Source organism: Klebsiella sp. CD33 (assembly GCF_051992865.1).
Taxonomy (GTDB): domain Bacteria; phylum Pseudomonadota; class Gammaproteobacteria; order Enterobacterales; family Enterobacteriaceae; genus Klebsiella; species Klebsiella pneumoniae.
On record NZ_CP197023.1, the window covers coordinates 2,323,982 to 2,340,979 of the forward strand.

The 16,998-nt window shown below is 59.6% G+C and carries 16 protein-coding genes; 9 read left to right on the forward strand and 7 right to left on the reverse strand.

Features of this window, described 5'->3' with window-relative positions; genetic code table 11:
- Positions 1 to 54 precede the first annotated feature (54 nt).
- From ACR809_RS11570 to pcaH, 3 genes are all read right to left on the reverse strand, one after another.
- Entirely contained in the window at positions 55 to 978 is a 924-nt protein-coding gene (locus ACR809_RS11570; RefSeq protein WP_004143800.1) for a LysR substrate-binding domain-containing protein, read from the reverse strand.
- 177 nt (positions 979 to 1,155) lie between these two features.
- On the reverse strand, positions 1,156 to 1,776 hold the full coding sequence (gene pcaG, locus ACR809_RS11575) for a protocatechuate 3,4-dioxygenase subunit alpha (RefSeq protein WP_075917503.1): 621 nt from the start codon (positions 1,774 to 1,776) through the stop codon (positions 1,156 to 1,158).
- The gene (gene pcaH, locus ACR809_RS11580) at positions 1,773 to 2,513 is read right to left on the reverse strand and encodes a protocatechuate 3,4-dioxygenase subunit beta (RefSeq protein ID WP_002907552.1); all 741 of its coding nucleotides are present in this window, start codon (positions 2,511 to 2,513) and stop codon (positions 1,773 to 1,775) included. The genes pcaG and pcaH overlap by 4 nt, the downstream gene beginning before the upstream one ends.
- A 239-nt stretch (positions 2,514 to 2,752) precedes the next feature.
- Between pcaH and hglS the strand changes: the two genes are divergently transcribed.
- A complete protein-coding gene (gene hglS / locus ACR809_RS11585; protein WP_048290542.1) occupies positions 2,753 to 4,096 on the forward strand; it encodes a 2-oxoadipate dioxygenase/decarboxylase HglS in 1,344 nt (447 codons plus the stop codon).
- A gap of 41 nt (positions 4,097 to 4,137) precedes the next feature.
- A complete protein-coding gene (locus tag ACR809_RS11590; protein WP_016946517.1) occupies positions 4,138 to 5,643 on the forward strand; it encodes a carboxylesterase/lipase family protein in 1,506 nt (501 codons plus the stop codon).
- A 46-nt stretch (positions 5,644 to 5,689) separates the two neighbouring features.
- Here the strand turns inward: ACR809_RS11590 and ACR809_RS11595 are convergent, their stop codons facing one another.
- Entirely contained in the window at positions 5,690 to 6,778 is a 1,089-nt protein-coding gene (locus ACR809_RS11595) for an NAD(P)-dependent alcohol dehydrogenase (protein WP_009484803.1), read from the reverse strand.
- 437 nt (positions 6,779 to 7,215) lie between these two features.
- Here ACR809_RS11595 and ACR809_RS11600 point away from each other — a divergent pair, with 437 nt between their 5' ends.
- Together ACR809_RS11600 and rimL are read left to right on the forward strand one after the other, a co-directional pair.
- The gene (locus ACR809_RS11600; protein WP_002907489.1) at positions 7,216 to 8,871 is read left to right on the forward strand and encodes a glucan biosynthesis protein D; all 1,656 of its coding nucleotides are present in this window, start codon (positions 7,216 to 7,218) and stop codon (positions 8,869 to 8,871) included.
- Between the two features lie 53 nt (positions 8,872 to 8,924).
- Positions 8,925 to 9,503 carry a 50S ribosomal protein L7/L12-serine acetyltransferase gene (gene rimL, locus ACR809_RS11605; protein WP_002907487.1) on the forward strand — a complete coding sequence of 193 codons (579 nt, stop codon included), beginning with the start codon at positions 8,925 to 8,927 and terminating at the stop codon, positions 9,501 to 9,503.
- Here the strand turns inward: rimL and ydcK are convergent.
- The gene (gene ydcK, locus ACR809_RS11610; protein WP_004891515.1) at positions 9,489 to 10,469 is read right to left on the reverse strand and encodes a YdcK family protein; all 981 of its coding nucleotides are present in this window, start codon (positions 10,467 to 10,469) and stop codon (positions 9,489 to 9,491) included. The genes rimL and ydcK overlap by 15 nt on opposite strands.
- A 111-nt stretch (positions 10,470 to 10,580) precedes the next feature.
- On the opposite strand from ydcK, the gene tehA reads away from it, so the two are divergent.
- The 3 genes from tehA (at position 10,581) to ACR809_RS11625 (ending at position 13,107) form a co-directional block, all read left to right on the forward strand.
- Positions 10,581 to 11,585, forward strand: coding sequence for a dicarboxylate transporter/tellurite-resistance protein TehA (tehA, locus tag ACR809_RS11615; RefSeq protein WP_108443568.1), 1,005 nt, complete (start codon positions 10,581 to 10,583; stop codon positions 11,583 to 11,585).
- Entirely contained in the window at positions 11,582 to 12,178 is a 597-nt protein-coding gene (tehB, locus tag ACR809_RS11620) for a tellurite resistance methyltransferase TehB (RefSeq protein ID WP_021313841.1), read from the forward strand. Before tehA ends, tehB begins: the two co-directional genes overlap by 4 nt.
- Positions 12,179 to 12,438: 260 nt before the next feature.
- Positions 12,439 to 13,107 carry a DUF3313 domain-containing protein gene (locus ACR809_RS11625; protein ID WP_004184252.1) on the forward strand — a complete coding sequence of 223 codons (669 nt, stop codon included), beginning with the start codon at positions 12,439 to 12,441 and terminating at the stop codon, positions 13,105 to 13,107.
- A gap of 46 nt (positions 13,108 to 13,153) precedes the next feature.
- Here ACR809_RS11625 and ACR809_RS11630 read toward each other — a convergent pair whose 3' ends face one another.
- Entirely contained in the window at positions 13,154 to 14,050 is an 897-nt protein-coding gene (locus tag ACR809_RS11630; RefSeq protein ID WP_004180146.1) for a DMT family transporter, read from the reverse strand.
- A 180-nt stretch (positions 14,051 to 14,230) separates the two neighbouring features.
- Between ACR809_RS11630 and ACR809_RS11635 the strand changes: the two genes are divergently transcribed.
- Positions 14,231 to 15,100 (forward strand): AraC family transcriptional regulator, encoded by an 870-nt coding sequence (locus ACR809_RS11635; protein ID WP_004151213.1) that lies wholly within the window; start codon positions 14,231 to 14,233, stop codon positions 15,098 to 15,100.
- Here ACR809_RS11635 and ACR809_RS11640 read toward each other — a convergent pair.
- Positions 15,077 to 16,243, reverse strand: coding sequence for a benzoate/H(+) symporter BenE family transporter (locus ACR809_RS11640; protein ID WP_009307732.1), 1,167 nt, complete (start codon positions 16,241 to 16,243; stop codon positions 15,077 to 15,079). The two genes, ACR809_RS11635 and ACR809_RS11640, sit on opposite strands and share 24 nt — an antisense overlap.
- A 185-nt stretch (positions 16,244 to 16,428) precedes the next feature.
- Between ACR809_RS11640 and ACR809_RS11645 the strand changes: the two genes are divergently transcribed.
- A complete protein-coding gene (locus ACR809_RS11645) occupies positions 16,429 to 16,998 on the forward strand; it encodes a helix-turn-helix domain-containing protein (protein WP_002907473.1) in 570 nt (189 codons plus the stop codon).

Sequence of the window (16,998 nt, forward strand, 5' to 3'; positions counted from 1 at the left end):
GCGTCGGCGCGTTTGCAGGTTCCCCGGCCGCTGCGGGCCGGGGAGAAAGGGGGGTCAGGCAGGCATGGACTTACGGATAGCGCTGAGCAGCGTCTGCGTACCCGGGGTCAGTGTCGCATCGACGCGGGTTAAAATGCCGATGGGCTCTCCGGCGCCCTGGGTGGCGATCGGCAGGGCGGTTAGCACGCCACGGCGAAGATCGTCTTTTACCGCCCCGGAAGGGACAAACCAGACATAGTCAAAATCCACCGTCAGCTGGCGCGACAGGGAGGCGGAGAGGGTCTCGATGCAGCCGGCGGGCATCTTACAGCCCTGGCTCTGGAGCAGCGCTTCGGCGTTTTGCCGCGGCACGGTGCCTTTAGGTGAGACCACCACCGGCCACTCCATCACCCGACTAAGGGTCACCGTCTCCTGAAGCAGGGGATGTCCCGGGCGAACCACCAGTTTCAGGGATTCAAGGAACAACAGTTCGTAATGCAGCCCGCTCATCAGCTCCGGGTCGGACATACGTCCAATGCCGATGTCGATCTCCCCGGATTTTAAGCCGGCGAGCAGCATGGTGTTGTTCATAGTGGCGACCTGCAGCGTGATATCTTTTTGCTGCTTGTGAAACTGGCCGATCACCGTCGGCAGGATCCCCAGCGCGGCGGTGGGCAGCGCGCCGATGCGCACGATATCGTTATTCAGGCCCTCTTTGCGGTTCAGCGCCTGGCCGGCCGAATTAAGGGCGTCAAGCACCTTAACGGCATGCGTCAGAAACTGTTCGCCGACCAGGGTTAGCTGCGCCCCAAGACGACCCCGTTCGAACAGCCGGGTACCGGTCAGCTGTTCTAGCTCGTTAAGCGTTTTCGAGAGTGCTGGCTGGCTCAGATTTAATGTTTCAGCCGCGCGCCCCAGCGTTCCCTGTTGAGCGACGGCCACGAAGGTGTGTAGATGGCGCAAGCGAATGCGCTGACTGAAGAGACCATTTTTTTCCATAGTAAGATGATGTTAAAAACACAGCGGTGAAAGAGACAAGCGGACTTGTTTAAATTTGATAACCAGATAGCAAAATATTATTAACATTTGAGTTGGTTACATGACAAGATCTTTCCCTGTGGTTGAAAACGCCTTCGCCCCGCAGAACCGGGGCGAAGGTGGTGGTCACCGCGACGGCTAAATATCGAAAAAGACGGTTTCGTTCTCGCCCTGCAGATGAATGTCAAAACGATAGACCACTTCCGTACCGCGAACCTCGCGCTCGGCGATTAAGGTTTTGCGTCTCACCTCCCACTCGATGAGATTCAGCACCGGATCGCTGGCGTTGGCCTCGTGTTCATCGGCAAAGTACATCCGCGTATTCAGGCCAATATTGATCCCCCGCGCCACCACCCACAGGTTGACGTGCGGCGCCATCAGCCGGCCATCGCGACCGGCCACCGGGCCCGGCTTGATGGTTTCAAAGCGCCAAATGCCGGAGGTGAAATCAGAGCAGGTACGCCCCCAGCCGCGGAAGGCCGGGTCGACGGCTTTCTGCTGTTGACGATCGTCAGGATGGTTATAGCGACCCGCGGCGTTGGCCTGCCAGATCTCCAGCAGCACATCGCGGACCGGCGTCCCGGAGCCGTCGATAACCCGGCCTTCAATGGTGATGCGCTCCCCGACGGTATCGGCGGTAGTGAGGACCGGGCCAAAATTTTTCTCAAAAATATGAAAGCCTGCGGCGTCCGGCGCCAGGCCGATATGAACATAGGGTCCCGCCGTCTGCGAGGCGGTTTCAGGCAGATACTCTTTCATCGGGCGGCCCCCTGAGTGCGATTTTCAAACAGCGTGGCGCGGTGGCCGCGCAGAACAAGGTCGAAGCGGTAGGCCAGACAATCCAGCGGTACGGCGGCGTGCATGTCCAGCTCGGCGATCAGCGTGCGCACGGCGTCGTCATTATTAATGGTCCTGACGATCGGGCACTGCTTAATCAGCGGGTCGCCTTCAAAATACATCTGGGTGATCAGGCGCTGGGCCCAGGCGTCGCCCGAGAGAGAAAAATGGATATGCGCCGGACGCCAGTCGCTGGCCTGGTTGCGCCAGGGGTAGGGGCCGGGTTTGATGGTGCGAAAACAGTAATAGCCGTTTTCATCGGTAAGCACCCGGCCGCAGCCGCCAAAGTTCGGGTCAATCGGCGCCAGATACTGATCTTTTTTATGCCGGTAGCGACCGCCAGCATTGGCTTGCCAGACTTCCACCAGCGTATTTTTCATCGGTCGGCCGAATCCATCGCGCACGTAACCGTGGACGATGATCCGCTCGCCGATCGGCAGGCCTTCTTTGGCATAGTTCAGGATTAGGTCATTATCCAGAGGGCCGAGGTCGTCGCGGCTAAATACCGGGCCGGTGATCTCTGACAGCGAGTTCTGCAGAGAGATGAGGGCGTTTTTTGGCGAGCGCAGGACGCTGGTTTTATAGCCCGGCGCGTAAGCGGGCGGGTGGCTACTGTAATCGCGATGGACAACCTCACGTGGGGACCATTTGTCGTTCATAGGGTACTCCGTGTAGACGGTAGAGGGGCATATTGTTGTAATGTCGCCAGAAGCAGTGTGTGTAAATGTATTGTTAATTTAAAGTGAAATTACCGGGTGTTTTTCATAACTATGGGTTATGTTTTGCGCAATGACCTGGGCCGGCGGCAGGTTATCGCCATCACAGTTTGTAAATTCTTCCCCCCGCCGCGAGGCAGCTTTCCTACACTCCAGGAAGTATTCACTGGAGGTAACACATCATGGCGAACACCATCACGGCTGATGAGATTCGGGAGCACTTTTCGCAGGCCATGTCGGCCATGTACCAGCAGGAAGTTCCGCAGTACGGAACGCTGCTGGAGCTGGTGGCTGACGTCAACCTGGCGGTACTGGAAAATAATCCGCAGCTGCATGAACAGCTCGCTAACGCTGACGAGCTGGCGCGCTTAAACGTGGAGCGCCACGGCGCGATTCGCGTGGGCACAGCGGAAGAACTGGCGACGCTCCGTCGCATGTTTGCCATCATGGGAATGTATCCCGTTAGCTATTACGATCTCTCGCAGGCCGGCGTGCCGGTCCACTCCACGGCGTTTCGTCCCATCGACGATGCCGCGCTGGCGCGCAATCCATTTCGGATTTTCACCTCGCTGCTGCGCCTGGAGCTGATTGAAAATCGCGCCCTGCGCGAGCGGGCCGAGGCGATCCTCGCGCGGCGCAAAATCTTCACCCCCCGCTGCCTGGCGCTGATTGCGCAGTATGAAGCAGAGGGCGAATTCACCTCTGCCGACGCGCGCGAGTTTGTCCAGGAGGCGCTGGAGACGTTCCGCTGGCACCGGCAAGCCACCGTCGATGAGGAGACTTACCATGCTCTGCATCGCGAGCACCGCCTGATTGCCGATGTGGTCTGTTTCCCGGGGTGTCATATCAACCATCTCACGCCGCGGACGCTGGATATTGACCGCGTCCAGTCCCTGATGCCGGAGTGCGGTATTGAACCCAAAGCGTTGATTGAAGGGCCACCGCGCCGGGAGGTTCCGATCCTCCTGCGGCAGACCAGCTTTAAGGCGCTTGAGGAGCCGGTGATGTTCGCCGGAGAACACCGAGGCACCCATTGCGCCCGCTTTGGCGAAATTGAGCAGCGGGGCGTGGCGCTGACGCCGAAAGGGCGCGCGCTGTACGATCGGCTGCTGCAGGCGGCAGGAACCGGGAAAGATAATCTCAGCCACCAGCAGCATCTACAGGAGGTGTTTAGCGAATTTCCCGACAGCGAATTTCTGCTCCGTCAGCAGGGGCTGGCCTGGTTTCGCTACCGCCTGACGCCCACGGGTGAGGCACATCGCCAGGCGTTTCGCCCGGGCGACGATCCGCAGCCGCTGATTGAGCGCGGGTGGGTGGTCGCCCAGCCGATTATTTATGAAGATTTTTTACCGGTCAGCGCGGCGGGCATTTTTCAGTCCAATCTGGGCAACGAAACCCAGGCGCGCAGCCACGGGAACGCCAGTCGCGAGGCGTTTGAGGCAGCTCTGGGCTGCCCGGTGCAGGATGAGTTTGAACTATACCGACAGGCGGAGGAGCGCAGCAAACGACGTTGCGGTCTGCTGTAAAATCAGTACCCTGCTGGCATCAGTCTTACAGGGAGCAGGTTATGCAACATCCGTCGAAACCGTTGGCGAAAACCCGTCAGGGAACGCTTGCCGGGAGCGCAGAACAGGGGATTCATATCTGGCGCGGCATTCCGTACGCCGCGCCGCCCGTGGGCCCGCTGCGCTGGCGCGCGCCGCAGCCAGCCGCCCGCTGGCAGGGGGTACGTCCAGCCGAGACCTTTTCCGCCGCCAGCTGGCAGGACATTGACTACTGCCGCGAGCTCGGCGGCGGCGATCCTGGCGCCTTCAGCGAAGACTGCTTATATCTCAACGTCTGGGCCCCGGCCAGCGCAGCGCAGCCGCTGCCGGTGATGGTCTGGCTGCACGGCGGCGGGTTTACCATCGGCGCCGGCAGCCTGCCGCCTTACGATGGCAAAGCGCTTGCCAGCCGCGACGTGGTGGTGGTGACAGTTAACTACCGGCTGGGCCATCTCGGCTTTTTCGCCCATCCGGCGCTGGAAGAAGAGGCGGGCGAACGTCTCTATAATTTCGCGTTGCTCGATCAGATTGCCGCTCTGCAGTGGGTTCAGGAGAATATCCACGCCTTCGGCGGGGATGCCGCCAACGTCACGCTGTTTGGCGAATCCGCCGGGGCGCGCAGCGTGCTGTCGCTAATGGCCTCCCCGAAAGCGAAAGGGCTGTTTCATAAAGCGATTATTCAGAGCGGGTACACGCTACCCGATCTGCCGCGGGAAAAAGCGCTGGAAAAAGGGCGCCTGCTGGCGGAACACTTCGCCTTACCGCAAGCCAGCGCTGAGGAATTGCGGGCGATCCCCGCGGAGGCCTTCTGGTCGCTCACCGCGCCGCTGAATACCGGGCCAGCGCCTATTGCCGGAGACGCGGTGCTGCCGCAGCCGATGCTGGAGACCTTCTTTGCCGGCCGCCAGCATCCGATACCGGTGATGATCGGCTCCAATAGCGATGAAGCCAGCGTGATGGCCGTGTTCGGCGTCGATATCGCCGGGCAGATCCAGAAGCTGCGCCGAGAGCGCCGTCTGGGGCTGGGGCTGATCAAACTCCTCTATCCCGGCGTGAAGGGCGATGAAGCGCTGGGGCGGGAAGTATGCCGCGACATGGCCTTCACCACCCTTGGTTATGTAGTGATGCAGGCGCAACAGCGCGTGGGTCAGCCGTGCTGGCGCTACTGGTTTGATTATGTCGCGGAAGCGGAGCATGACGCCTACCCGCATGGGGCCTGGCATGGCAACGAGGTGCCCTACGTGTTTGATAACCTGCGGTTGACCGACCCGGTGCGGCAGTACGCCAGCGAAGCGGATCTGGCCTTCGCCGCTCAGGTCGCTGACTACTGGACGCAGTTTGCCCGCCTCGCCAGCGGCGAGCAGACGCTTTCCGGCGCGGTGCGCTGGCCGGCGTGCCTGCGCGGGCGGGATCGCCTGTTGCGCATTGGCTTGCATAAGCGCGCCGGGTTTAAAGTGGAGAACCGCTTTATGCGCGCCAGACTGGCGCTGTTTCGCCGGGTGATGAAGCATCACGTGACGCTGGAATAAATCCCATAATGCGCAACTGTCGCCACCGACCGGTGGCGACGTTATCTCACATGACCACCACCGGCTTGATCACCTTGCCGGACGCCGAATCGGCGAAGGCCTGGTTGATATCGGCCAACGGATAGCGGGCGATAAGCTTATCGATAGGGAATTTTCCCTGTTTATAGAGTTGCACCAACAGCGGAATAAACAGCGCCGGCACGGCGTCGCCTTCAATCACCCCGACCAGCGATTTTCCCTCCGCCATCAGGTCGTTCTGCACGTTAAGGGTGATATCTCCGGTAAAGCCCACAATCGCCACCGTTCCCAGCGGTTTCACCGCGTGTACGGCCTGCAGAACGATAGCGGAGACGCCGGTCGTTTCCACCGCGTAGTGGGCGCCTTTACCGGTGATTTGTTTAATCACGGCGACGGCATCCTGTTCCTTACCGTTGATCTGATGGGTGGCGCCCAGTTCGCGCGCCAGGGCGAGGCGGCTGGCATGGATATCCACCGCGATAATCTGCGAACAGCCGGTTAATTTCGCTGCCATGATGGCGCTGAGCCCCACCGCGCCGCAGCCAAACACCACCAGCGATTCGCCGACCACCGGTTTCAGGCGGTTGAGCACCGTCCCGCTACCGGTCTGGATACCGCAGCCCAGCGGGCCGAGCAGGGTGAGATCAACCTCCGGGTCGACCACGACCGCGTTGCTGGCGCGGGTGACCACATACTGGCTGAAAGACGACTGGCCAAAGAACAGGGACAGATCCTGGTCTCCCAGCCGGTAGGGGGTGGTGCCATCCTCGCGTCGGCCGCCAAAATTAAGCGTATTAAAATCTTCGCAAGCCGAAGGGTGGTTGCTTAAACAATTTTCGCAGTGGTGGCAGGCGGCGTAGCTGAGCACCACGTGGTCTCCTACTCTGATGCCGCTAACCGCCTCGCCGACGCTGGCAACGATCCCGGCACCTTCATGGCCGAGGATCGCCGGCATAGGCACCACCCCGGGGTTGTCGCGCATCACGGCGTCGGTATGGCAGACGCCGGTGGCGACAATTTTCACTAATATCTCGTCCTTCCCCGGCGGGGCGACCTCGACGTCTTTGATGACAAAAGGCTGCTGGTAGCCCAGCGTGACGGCTGCTTTCACTTGCATGGCGTGACTCCTGAATGAATTCCCTGGAGAGCGTGGCGGGACAGCCCGAACGGCTCTCCCCTGTTGGCCGCTAACGTGAAGAAAGATAGCGGTTATCGGGGAAAAGTTAGCACCAGGCGCGATGGAAATTTGCGCGAATCGTGCCTAAAAAACGCGCGCGGCGAGGAGCGATACATGGGATGAATATTCAGCACTGGAGAATAGATTTCCCTTGAATAGTCAGGGGTAAAAAGCGGCAGGCAGCGTGTATGCCCTGGCTACACGCCAGAGGAAATGAAAAAAACAGGCTGTTCCTCTGGACAGGGCTTTTTTACCTTTTTTCTGCTGGCAACAATTGGATTATTAATCGTTTTTGTCTAGAGTGGGCGGAAATTATCACGCAGCGTGATGACGCGTTGCGAATCAATTCACCCGTGCAGAAGGACGCTTTCTCAGGCATGAACCGCAGACGTTTTCTTAAATCTTCCATGGCTGTTGCCGCCGTATGCGGAACGTCAGGAGTCGCTTCCTTATTCAGTCAGGCCGCTTTTGCCGAAGACGCGGGCATTGCCGACGGGCAAACGCGTCGTTTTGATTATGCTGTTCTGCAGGCGATGGCTCACGATCTGGCGCGCCAGCCGTGGGGCGGCGCCCCGCGCGATCTGCCGCCGACGCTCGCCAATCTCACCCCGCAGGCCTATAACAGCATCCAGTACGATGCCAACCACTCGCTGTGGAACAATATTGAAGAGCGTAAGCTGGACATCCAGTTTTTCCACGTCGGGATGGGGTTCCGTCGCCGCGTGCGGATGTTCTCTTTAGACGCCAGCACCCAGCAGGCGCGCGAGATCCACTTCCGTCCGGAGCTGTTTAAGTACAATGACGCCGGTGTGGATACCCGTCAGCTGGAAGGACAGTCTGACCTCGGCTTCGCCGGGTTCCGGGTGTTTAAAGCGCCGGAGCTGGCGCGCCGCGATATCGTGGCGTTCCTCGGCGCCAGCTACTTCCGCGCGGTAGACAGCACCTATCAGTATGGCCTGTCGGCCCGCGGTCTGGCGGTGGATACCTTTACCGATACCCCGGAAGAGTTTCCCGACTTTACGTCGTTCTGGTTCGAAACGGTCAAAGGGGACGCCACGGTGTTTACCGTTTACGCGCTGCTGGACAGCCCGAGCATCACTGGCGCCTACAAGTTCACCATCCACTGCCAGGATACCCAGGTTATCATGGACGTGGAAAACCACCTGTACGCCCGCAAGGATATCAAACAGCTGGGTATCGCGCCGATGACCAGTATGTTCAGCTGCGGCAATAATGAGCGGCGGATGTGCGACACCATCCATCCGCAAATCCACGACTCCGATCGGCTGTCAATGTGGTTGGGCAACGGGGAATGGGTCTGCCGGCCGCTGAATAACCCGCAGAAGCTGCAGTTCAATGCCTTCCAGGACAAGAACCCGCGCGGCTTTGGTCTGTTGCAGCTGGACCGTGATTTCTCCCACTACCAGGATGTGATGGGCTGGTATAACAAGCGTCCCAGCCTGTGGGTTGAGCCGCGTAACCAGTGGGGCAAAGGGGCGGTCAGCCTGATGGAGATCCCAACTACCGGCGAAACGCTGGATAATATCGTCTGCTTCTGGCAGCCGGAAAAGGCGGTGAAGGCGGGCGACGAACTGGACTTCCGCTATCGTCTTTACTGGAGCGCGCAGCCGCCGGTTAGCACCCCGCTGGCGCGCGTTCTGGCCACCCGCACCGGGATGGGGGGCTTCCCCGAAGGATGGGCGCCGGGTGAACACTACCCGGATAAGTGGGCGCGTCGTTTTGCCATCGACTTTGTCGGCGGCGATTTGAAGGCGGCCGCGCCGCGCGGTATTGAACCGGTGATCACCCTCTCCAGCGGGGAAGCGAAGCAGATTGAGATCCTCTACGTCGAGCCGTTCGATGGCTACCGGATCCTTTTCGACTGGTATCCGACCACCGACTCAACCGACCCGGTGGAGATGCGTCTGTTCCTGCGCTGTCAGGGAGAAGCCATCAGCGAAACCTGGCTCTATCAGTATTTCCCGCCGGCAGCAGATAAACGCAACTACGTTGACGACCGGATCATGAAATAACCCTGAGTCACCCGACGCCCGCAGGCAGTCCCTGCGGGCCAGAAGAGAGCGCTATGACCGCAGATATCCCAGCAGTACCTGAGTCGATCCCGGTAACCGACGCGCTGACGCTAATCGCCATTGATGAGCGCTACGTTAGCGACCTGCACCAGCTGGTGGTCAAAAACCAGCGCTGGCTACAGCAGTCGCTCAGTTGGCCCGCCGAGGTGCGCAGCGAAGACGAGACCCGCCGCCATGTGCAGGGTAACGTGATGCTGCATCAGCGGGATTACGCCAAAATGTTTTTGCTGTTTCTCGATAAGCAGCTAGTCGGGGTCCTGTCGTTCAATCAGATCGAGCCGCAGAATAAAACGGCCTATATTGGCTACTGGATCGATGAAGAGCACCAGGGGCAAGGGCTGCTTTCCCGTTCATTACAGGCCTTTATCCGCCATTATGCCGCCAGCGGGCTGGTGCGCCGGTTTGTGATCAAATGCCGGGTGGCGAACACCCGCAGCAACCAGGTAGCGTTGCGCAACGGGTTTGTTCTGGAAGGCTGTCTCCGACAAGCCGAGTATCTGAACGGTAGCTATGACGATCAGAATATCTACGCCCGCATTATTGACCGCGATGAGGCATTAAAGCGCGCCTAACAGCGGCGTGCGGGTGATGTGCTGCTGGCCGTCAAGCGTTTTCGGGCCGCGCAGATGAATGGCCTCTCCCTCCTGTGCGGCAATCTGCACCTCGTCATTGATGGAGACCTGGTGCTCAACGATCACATCGCCGGTGATGACTGTCCGCCCCTGGATCAGCACATCGTCGTCGAGCAGAATCGGACCACCTCGCAGCTGCGCCTCGCCGCCGACCATCGCCCGATGCTTCAGCAGGCAGTTGCCTTCAATCACCGCATTCTCTGCCACCTGCGAACTGTAGCGCACGGTGGGAATGGCATCCTCTCCGCGACCGGCGATCAGGCGCGCGTGCCCGTATACCCGGGCGTTATCGCATACCCAGACGTCGTTTTCTTCGTTCCCTTCAAGTCTTGCCTGGTCAAACACTTCCGCCCGATGTTCGACAAACGCATGCTCAACGAAGGCATCGCCGTAGATTTGCGCCTGGTGGAGAATGCGCGAGGCGCTGACGGTGGCTCGCTGATAGATCTGCAGGACTTTGTCGCGATCGGCGGTTAACCCGCGCGCGGCAATCACCTGGCAGTGGGGGAGAAGACGCGCCTCGTCGGCAAGGCGACAATAACCGCGCACCTGGCTCTGCATAACCGTGACGTTGTCACTGATCTGCGCGTGATGGCTGATCTGCGAGGCGTGGATGCAGGCCCGTCCGCCGATGGTGGCCTCATGGCTGACCACGCAGAACCCGGTTAAGCGGGCGTCGTCGCGGATGCGCGCCCCGGCGAAGACCACGCTGTTGACATCGTAGATCCAGCACTCCCCCTGCTGGCTGAGAGCGCATTCCTCATCCACCCAGCCGCCTTCGCTGCCCGCTTTAACGTCAGCGAAATCAATAAGCGCCACGATCTGGCGCAGGGTGACGCTTTGTTTGCCATGCTCTTCCTCATAACAATACTGCCGGGTCTGTTCGCTGAGACGGTATTTACGCATGGCCGATCCTTATTACTTATGGTTAACATAAACATAGCAAAGATCGCCATAGCGCGCGGGATAAGGTTCCTTTAGAATGCAACTTCAAATTAAATTGATATCATCAATAAAATGAATAAAACGCAAACGCCGCGGCAGGTGCTAAACCTGCCGGCGGGTTATTTTGGCATGGTGCTCGGCACCATCGGAATGGGCTTCGCCTGGCGTTACGCCAGCACCCTCTGGCCGGTCAGCCGCAGCATTGGTGATGGGCTGGTGACGCTGGCGATGGCGATGTGGGTCCTGCTCAGCATGGCGTTTATCAGCCGGGCGATCCGCTTTCCGGCGAGCGTGCTGCGGGAGATGCGTCATCCGGTGAGCAGCAGCTTCGTCAGCCTGTTTCCGGCCACCACGCTGTTGGTGGCGATTGGTTTGGCTCCCTGGTGCCGGCCGCTGGCGATCGGGCTGTTTGTGCCGGGCGTGGCGCTGCAGCTCGCCTATGCCGCCTGGCAAAGCGGTGGGCTATGGCGGGGGAACCATCCTCGCGAGGCCACCACGCCGGGGTTGTATCTGCCGACAGTAGCCAATAATTTTATCAGCGCGATGGCCTGCGGCGCGCTGGGATTTTCCGATGCCGGACTGGTGTTCCTCGGCGCCGGGGTCTTCTCCTGGCTGAGCCTCGAGCCGGCGATCCTCCAGCGTCTGCGCAGCGCAGGCGAGCTGCCGACGCCGCTGCGCGCCTCGCTGGGGATCCAGCTGGCGCCTGCGCTGGTGGCCTGCAGCGCCTGGCTCAGCGTCAACGGCGGGGAGGCCGATACCTTCGCTAAGCTGCTGTTTGGTTACGGCCTGCTGCAGCTGCTGTTTATGCTCCGTCTGATGCCCTGGTATCTTCGTCAGCCGTTCAATGCTTCTTTCTGGAGCTTCTCGTTCGGCATTTCCGCGCTGGCCACCACCGGTCTGCATCTCGGCCAGGCCAGGGGAGACGGCTTTTTTCATCATCTGGCGATGCCGCTATTTATTTTTAGCAATCTGGTTGTCGGCCTGCTGCTGCTGCGTACAGCGTTGCTGTTGGTCAGCGGAAAACTGTTGCTCCAGGTCGACCGGGAAACACTCCTGAATAAGAAGGAAGGATCATGACAATGCGTGACGCGGATTATTTTAGTCAAAAATACAGCCTGACCCGCACCCATTCCGAGGTGCTGCATGCCGCGACGATTGTGCCACCGGGGCGGGCGCTGGATCTGGGCTGCGGCAACGGGCGTAACAGCCTTTATCTGGCGGCGAACGGCTTCGCGGTGACGGCGTGGGATAAAAATCCGATGAGCGTCAACAATCTGGAAAGTATTCGCGCCGCCGAGCGACTGGATAATCTGCAAACGGCGGTGAAAGACCTCAACAGCCTGAGCTTTGACGGCGAGTATGACCTGATCCTCTCCACCGTAGTGATGATGTTCCTCGAGCCTGACACCATCCCGGGCCTGATCGCCAATATGCAGCGCTGCACCGCCGCCGGCGGCTATAACCTGATTGTGGCGGCGATGGATACCGAAGACTATCCCTGCACCGTCGGCTTCCCGTTTGCCTTTAAACCTGATGAGCTTCGTGATTATTACCAGGGCTGGGAGCTGCTGAAATACAATGAGGACGTCGGCGAGCTGCATCGCACCGACGCCAACGGCAATCGCATCAAATTGCGCTTCGCCACCCTGTTGGCGCGCAAGCCTGCCTGATTTGCCGCGGCGTGGGAAGCTGAGCATGGCCCGCGCCGCATTCCCCGCCAAAGCCTGGGCAAGACAGAGACCCGTTGCGGCGAAAATGAGCCAGGAAAACCGCGCGATACCCCTTTTAAGTGATTATTTATTAACGTAATGTTCAGGCCATCAATATTTATAAATCTTCCTTGACGAAGCCCTTTTTTTGTCACAAAACTAGTGGGTCCTATTTGCTATAACGTCTGCCGAAAAAAAACTGCATTTACAGGGATCTCTCTATGCGTACTCGCGTTTTACTGAAAGTCGCCGCTCTGGCGGGAATATTGGCGTTGACCGGCTGTGCGGCGAAAGTGGCGCAACCGGATCAGTATTCGGGCTTCTTAAAAGATTATTCCAGTTTGAAAGAAACGACCTCTGCCTCCGGCAAGCCGGAGCTGCGCTGGATCGATCCGAACTTCAATCCGGCCAACTATGACAATATCGTTTATCACCCGGTGACCTACTATCCGGTACCGAAGCCGACCACCCAGGTAGGGGAGAAGGCGCTGCAGGATATTCTTAACTACACCAACAAAGAGCTGAAACAGGCTATTTCCGAGCGTAAACCGCTGGCCACTACCGCCGGCAAGCGCAGCCTCATCTTCCGCGGGGCGATCACCGGGGTGGACTCCAGCAAAGAGGGGCTGCAGTTCTATGAAGTGATCCCGGTCGCTATGATTGTCGCCGGCACCCAGGCCGCCACCGGCCATCGTACCATGGACACCGATCTGTACTTTGAGGCGGAGGTCATTGACGCCAGCACCAATAAGCCGGTCATCAAGGTAGTTCGTAAAGGGGAAGGCAAAACCCTGGCGAATGAGAATACACCGCTGACCGTCGATACCCTGAAGCAGGTTATCGATGATATGGCGGTCGACGCCGTTAAATTCGATCCCTCTCAGCGTTAATCGTGCCAGCGCCGTCTGACGACGGCGCTGTTTTTCTTCAGCCTCCTCAGGCCAGCCTTCGGCGCAGCAATAGCTGTTCCGGTTTGGCAAACATCACCAGGTTACCCAGCAGGATCAGCGCCAGCCCGATCACGGCGCTGCTGTGCCAGACATACCCTTCATAGACGGTGGAAATGGATAAGGCGACCAGCGGAAACAGCAGCGTACTGTAGGCGGCTTTGCTGGCGCCGATGCGCCCAACGAGAGTGAAATAGGCGCCAAAGGCGATGACCGAGCCGAACAGCGCCAGGTAAAGCAGGGCGCCCAGATAGCTGACGGTCCATTCTGGCATAAAATTATCGCCGCGCAGCAGAGCGATTGCCCCCATCACCAGCGTGCCGTAGAGCATCGCCCAGCTGTTGGTGGTCAGCGTTTCCAGCCCGCGGCGCTGGTGGCGAATACTGAACATATTGCCGAGCGAAAAACCGTAGGTACCCAGGGCGCTCAACCCGATCCCCCACAGCAGCGAGGCGTTTAGTCCGTTGGCCAGCAGGTCGTCCCAGAACAGGATGACGATACCGGCGAGACCCAGCGCGGCGGCGGCCCAGAAGCGGCCCGGCGGCTGCTGGCGAAAAAAGAGAAAGCTGTTGATGGCGTTAAACAGTACCGCCATCGAAAAGATCACCGATTCCAGACCGGTATTGATCCAGGCGGCGGCGGTATAAAAACACCAGAAATTAAAGCAGAAGACGCAGCAGCCCTGCAGCAGGCAGCAGAGATGATCTTTCGCGCCCAGCGGCCGCAGGCGTCGTGTGACGAGCAGAATCGCCAGCATCGTGACGCTGGCTACGGCGAAACGCCAGAAAATCGATACCGGCGCGGCCACCGGTCCCTGTTGTAAAAAAATCGCAATCCACGTTGTACCCCAGATCACGACAACGAGTGCATAGAGTAATGCGTTCACCCTGGTTCTCCTCTACCTGTTGATGGGAGGAGTATGCCGGCTGCCGCCTGCTGCGGCTTTCACCGGTTTGTTGTCGGCTTGCAAATTCTTGCGCTTATTTGCCATCCGCTGGCGGTGAGGACTGGAAACCGCGCCGTAGTCTCCCTAGACTAGGGCTTTTACAGACAATGTGTGAAGACGATGGGTTACGGGACATTTGAAACATTACGGCGACAGAACGCGGTGCTGAAGGGAACCGTGGAGCTGAATTCCGGTATTCAACTGGCCGCCTGGTATAACAATTGCGATACCGTGACGGTGCGCAGCGACCATCATACCTTAAGTCTGTACGTGGCTGATGGCTACGAAAGCTATCAAAAGACGCCGCACGGCTGGAAAAATGGCGGCGGCCCGGACCGTTTTTGTCTGATGCCGAAAGGCGATGAAAGCGTATGGGATATCCGCGGCGATCTGTCGTTTGTGCATCTTTACTGTACCGATGCGCACCTGCGTCGCGTCGGCGAGGAGGTGTGGGACCGCAGCCCGGCGAATTTCACCCTACAGGAAAAGACCTTCGCCAGCGATGATAAAATCACCGCAGTGTATCGTCAGTTTTTGCTCGCTAACGACTGGCGGCAGCCGGCGAACCAGCTGACCCTCAGCGCCGCCAGCAGCTTACTGCTTACCCATCTGATCCAGCACTATTCCACCGTGCAGTGGCGTTTGCCGACGGTCACCGGCGGGCTGGCGCCAGGCGTAAAGCGTCACGTACTGGCCTGGATCGATGCTCATCTCGATCAGCCCTTGACCCTGGCCGACCTGGCGCAGCAGGCGGGTCTGAGTGAGTTTCATTTTGCTCGTATGTTTCGTCAGTCGCTAAATATGGCTCCGCATCAGTACGTCATGCAGCAGCGAATGGCGAAGGCGCAAAACCTGATCTGCCATAGCGCGCTGCCGTTAACCGAGATAGCGCTGGCCTGTGGTTTTAGCTCCCCCAGCCATTTCAGCCATCGGGTCAAAGCCGCCACCGGCCTGACGCCCTCCCAGCTACGGGCGGCGCAGCGCGGATAGCACGCCGTAACTCACCCCGCCGAGCACCACGCCCCAGAAGGCGGAGCCAATTCCCGCCAGCGTCACCCCGCTGGCGGTGACCAGGAAGGTTAACACCGCCGCATCGCGTTCACTGGCCTGATGCACCGCCTGAAACAGACTCCCGCCGATGGTGCCGAGCAGCGCCAGACCCGCCAGCATCTGGATCCACGCCGGCGGCAGGGCCGACATCAGGGCGGTGATTGACCCGCCGAACAGACCGGCCAGCAGATAAAAACCGCCCGCAGCTATGGCCGCCAGCCAGCGCTGGTTCGGATCCGGGTGCGCCTCCGGGCTCTGGCATATGGCGGCGGTGATCGCCGCGATGCAGATGGAATAAACCCCAAACGGCGCCAGCAGTAGTGCCAACCCCCCGCAAACGACGATCAGTGCGGAGACCGGTACGGTATAGCCTGATGCCTGCAGGGTGGCGAACCCTGGAGCGTTCTGCGAGGCCATGGTGACGAGGAAGAAAGGCAGACCGACGCTGAGCAAAAGCGCCGGAGTAAACTGCGGGGCGACCCATTCCGGCGTCACAAATGCCAGCGGCACGGCGGCGCTAGCCACATCCCCGGACGCCGCCGCAATCAGCGCTCCAATCACCAGCGCGGCCACCACGGCGAAGCGGGGCCACAGCGCTTTACACAGCAGCCAGGCGGCGAGCATCCCGCCGCACAGCGGCAGATGATCCTGTAAGCCGGCGAAGGCCTGCAAACCAAACCGTAGCAGGATCCCAGCCAGCATCGCGGCGGCCAGCGAATGGGGAATGATCTTCATCAGCCGGGCAAACAGGCCGGTGGCGCCGCAGATAACGATCAGCGCGTTGGCGAAAATAAAGATCCCCACGGCCTCGGCGAGGGTCACCCCCTGCAGGCCGCTAACTAACAGCGCAGCGCCCGGCGTTGACCAGGCGGTGAGCACAGGAACTTTCCGCCAGGCGCTCAGCGCGAGAGTACTGATGCCCATGGCGAGGCCAAGAGCCGTCATCCAGCCGGCGATCTGCCCGGGGGTAGCGCCGGCCGCGGCGGCGGCCTGCCAGATGATGGCGGCGGAGCTGGCGTACCCCACCAACACGGCGACGAAGCCAGCGAACAGAGTGGGAAGCGGAAGACTAAACGAGCGCATAGATGATTCTCATGTGCGTTATAACATCCATTCAATGTATCATTGTGCGTTATAACGTACAAGCGGTGGTTCGCGCAGCTAACCTGGGAGAAAAACTCGCCGCCAGTGGCGTACGATGCCGTTAAACGTCCTGAAAAAATCAGACAAATGGCGGTATACTTTGCGCAGTAAAAACAGGAGGAAGGATGAATATTGCGCAACATCTGGCGGCAACGCTTAAAACCCTGCGCCAGCAGCGAGGCTGGAGCCTGTCGCGACTGGCGGAAGAGACCGGGGTGTCGAAAGCCATGCTCGGGCAGATTGAGCGGAATGAATCAAGTCCAACGGTGGCGACGCTGTGGAAGATTGCCACCGGGCTGAACGTACCGTTTTCGGCGTTCATCGTCCCGGACGCCAGCGCCGCGCCCTCCGCGTTTGATCCGCAGCAGCAGGCGATGGTGGTGACGCCAGTATTCCCGTGGGATCCCGAGCTGCGCTTTGACCATTTTTCGATAACCCTTGCCCCCGGCGCGCTGAGCGAATCAACGCCGCATGAGAAAGGGGTGATTGAGCATGTGGTAGTGATAAGTGGTACGCTGGATTTGTGCTTACAAGGGGAGTGGCACTCGCTGCAGGCGGGTGAGGGTAGGCGTTTCGCCGGCGACGCGACGCATGCGTATCGTAACCGCGGCGCCCAGGCGGCCCATTTCCATTCTCTTATCCATTATCCAAAAGAAAAAACCGCGAGCGAACCCGCGGCCAGACAAGATGACTGA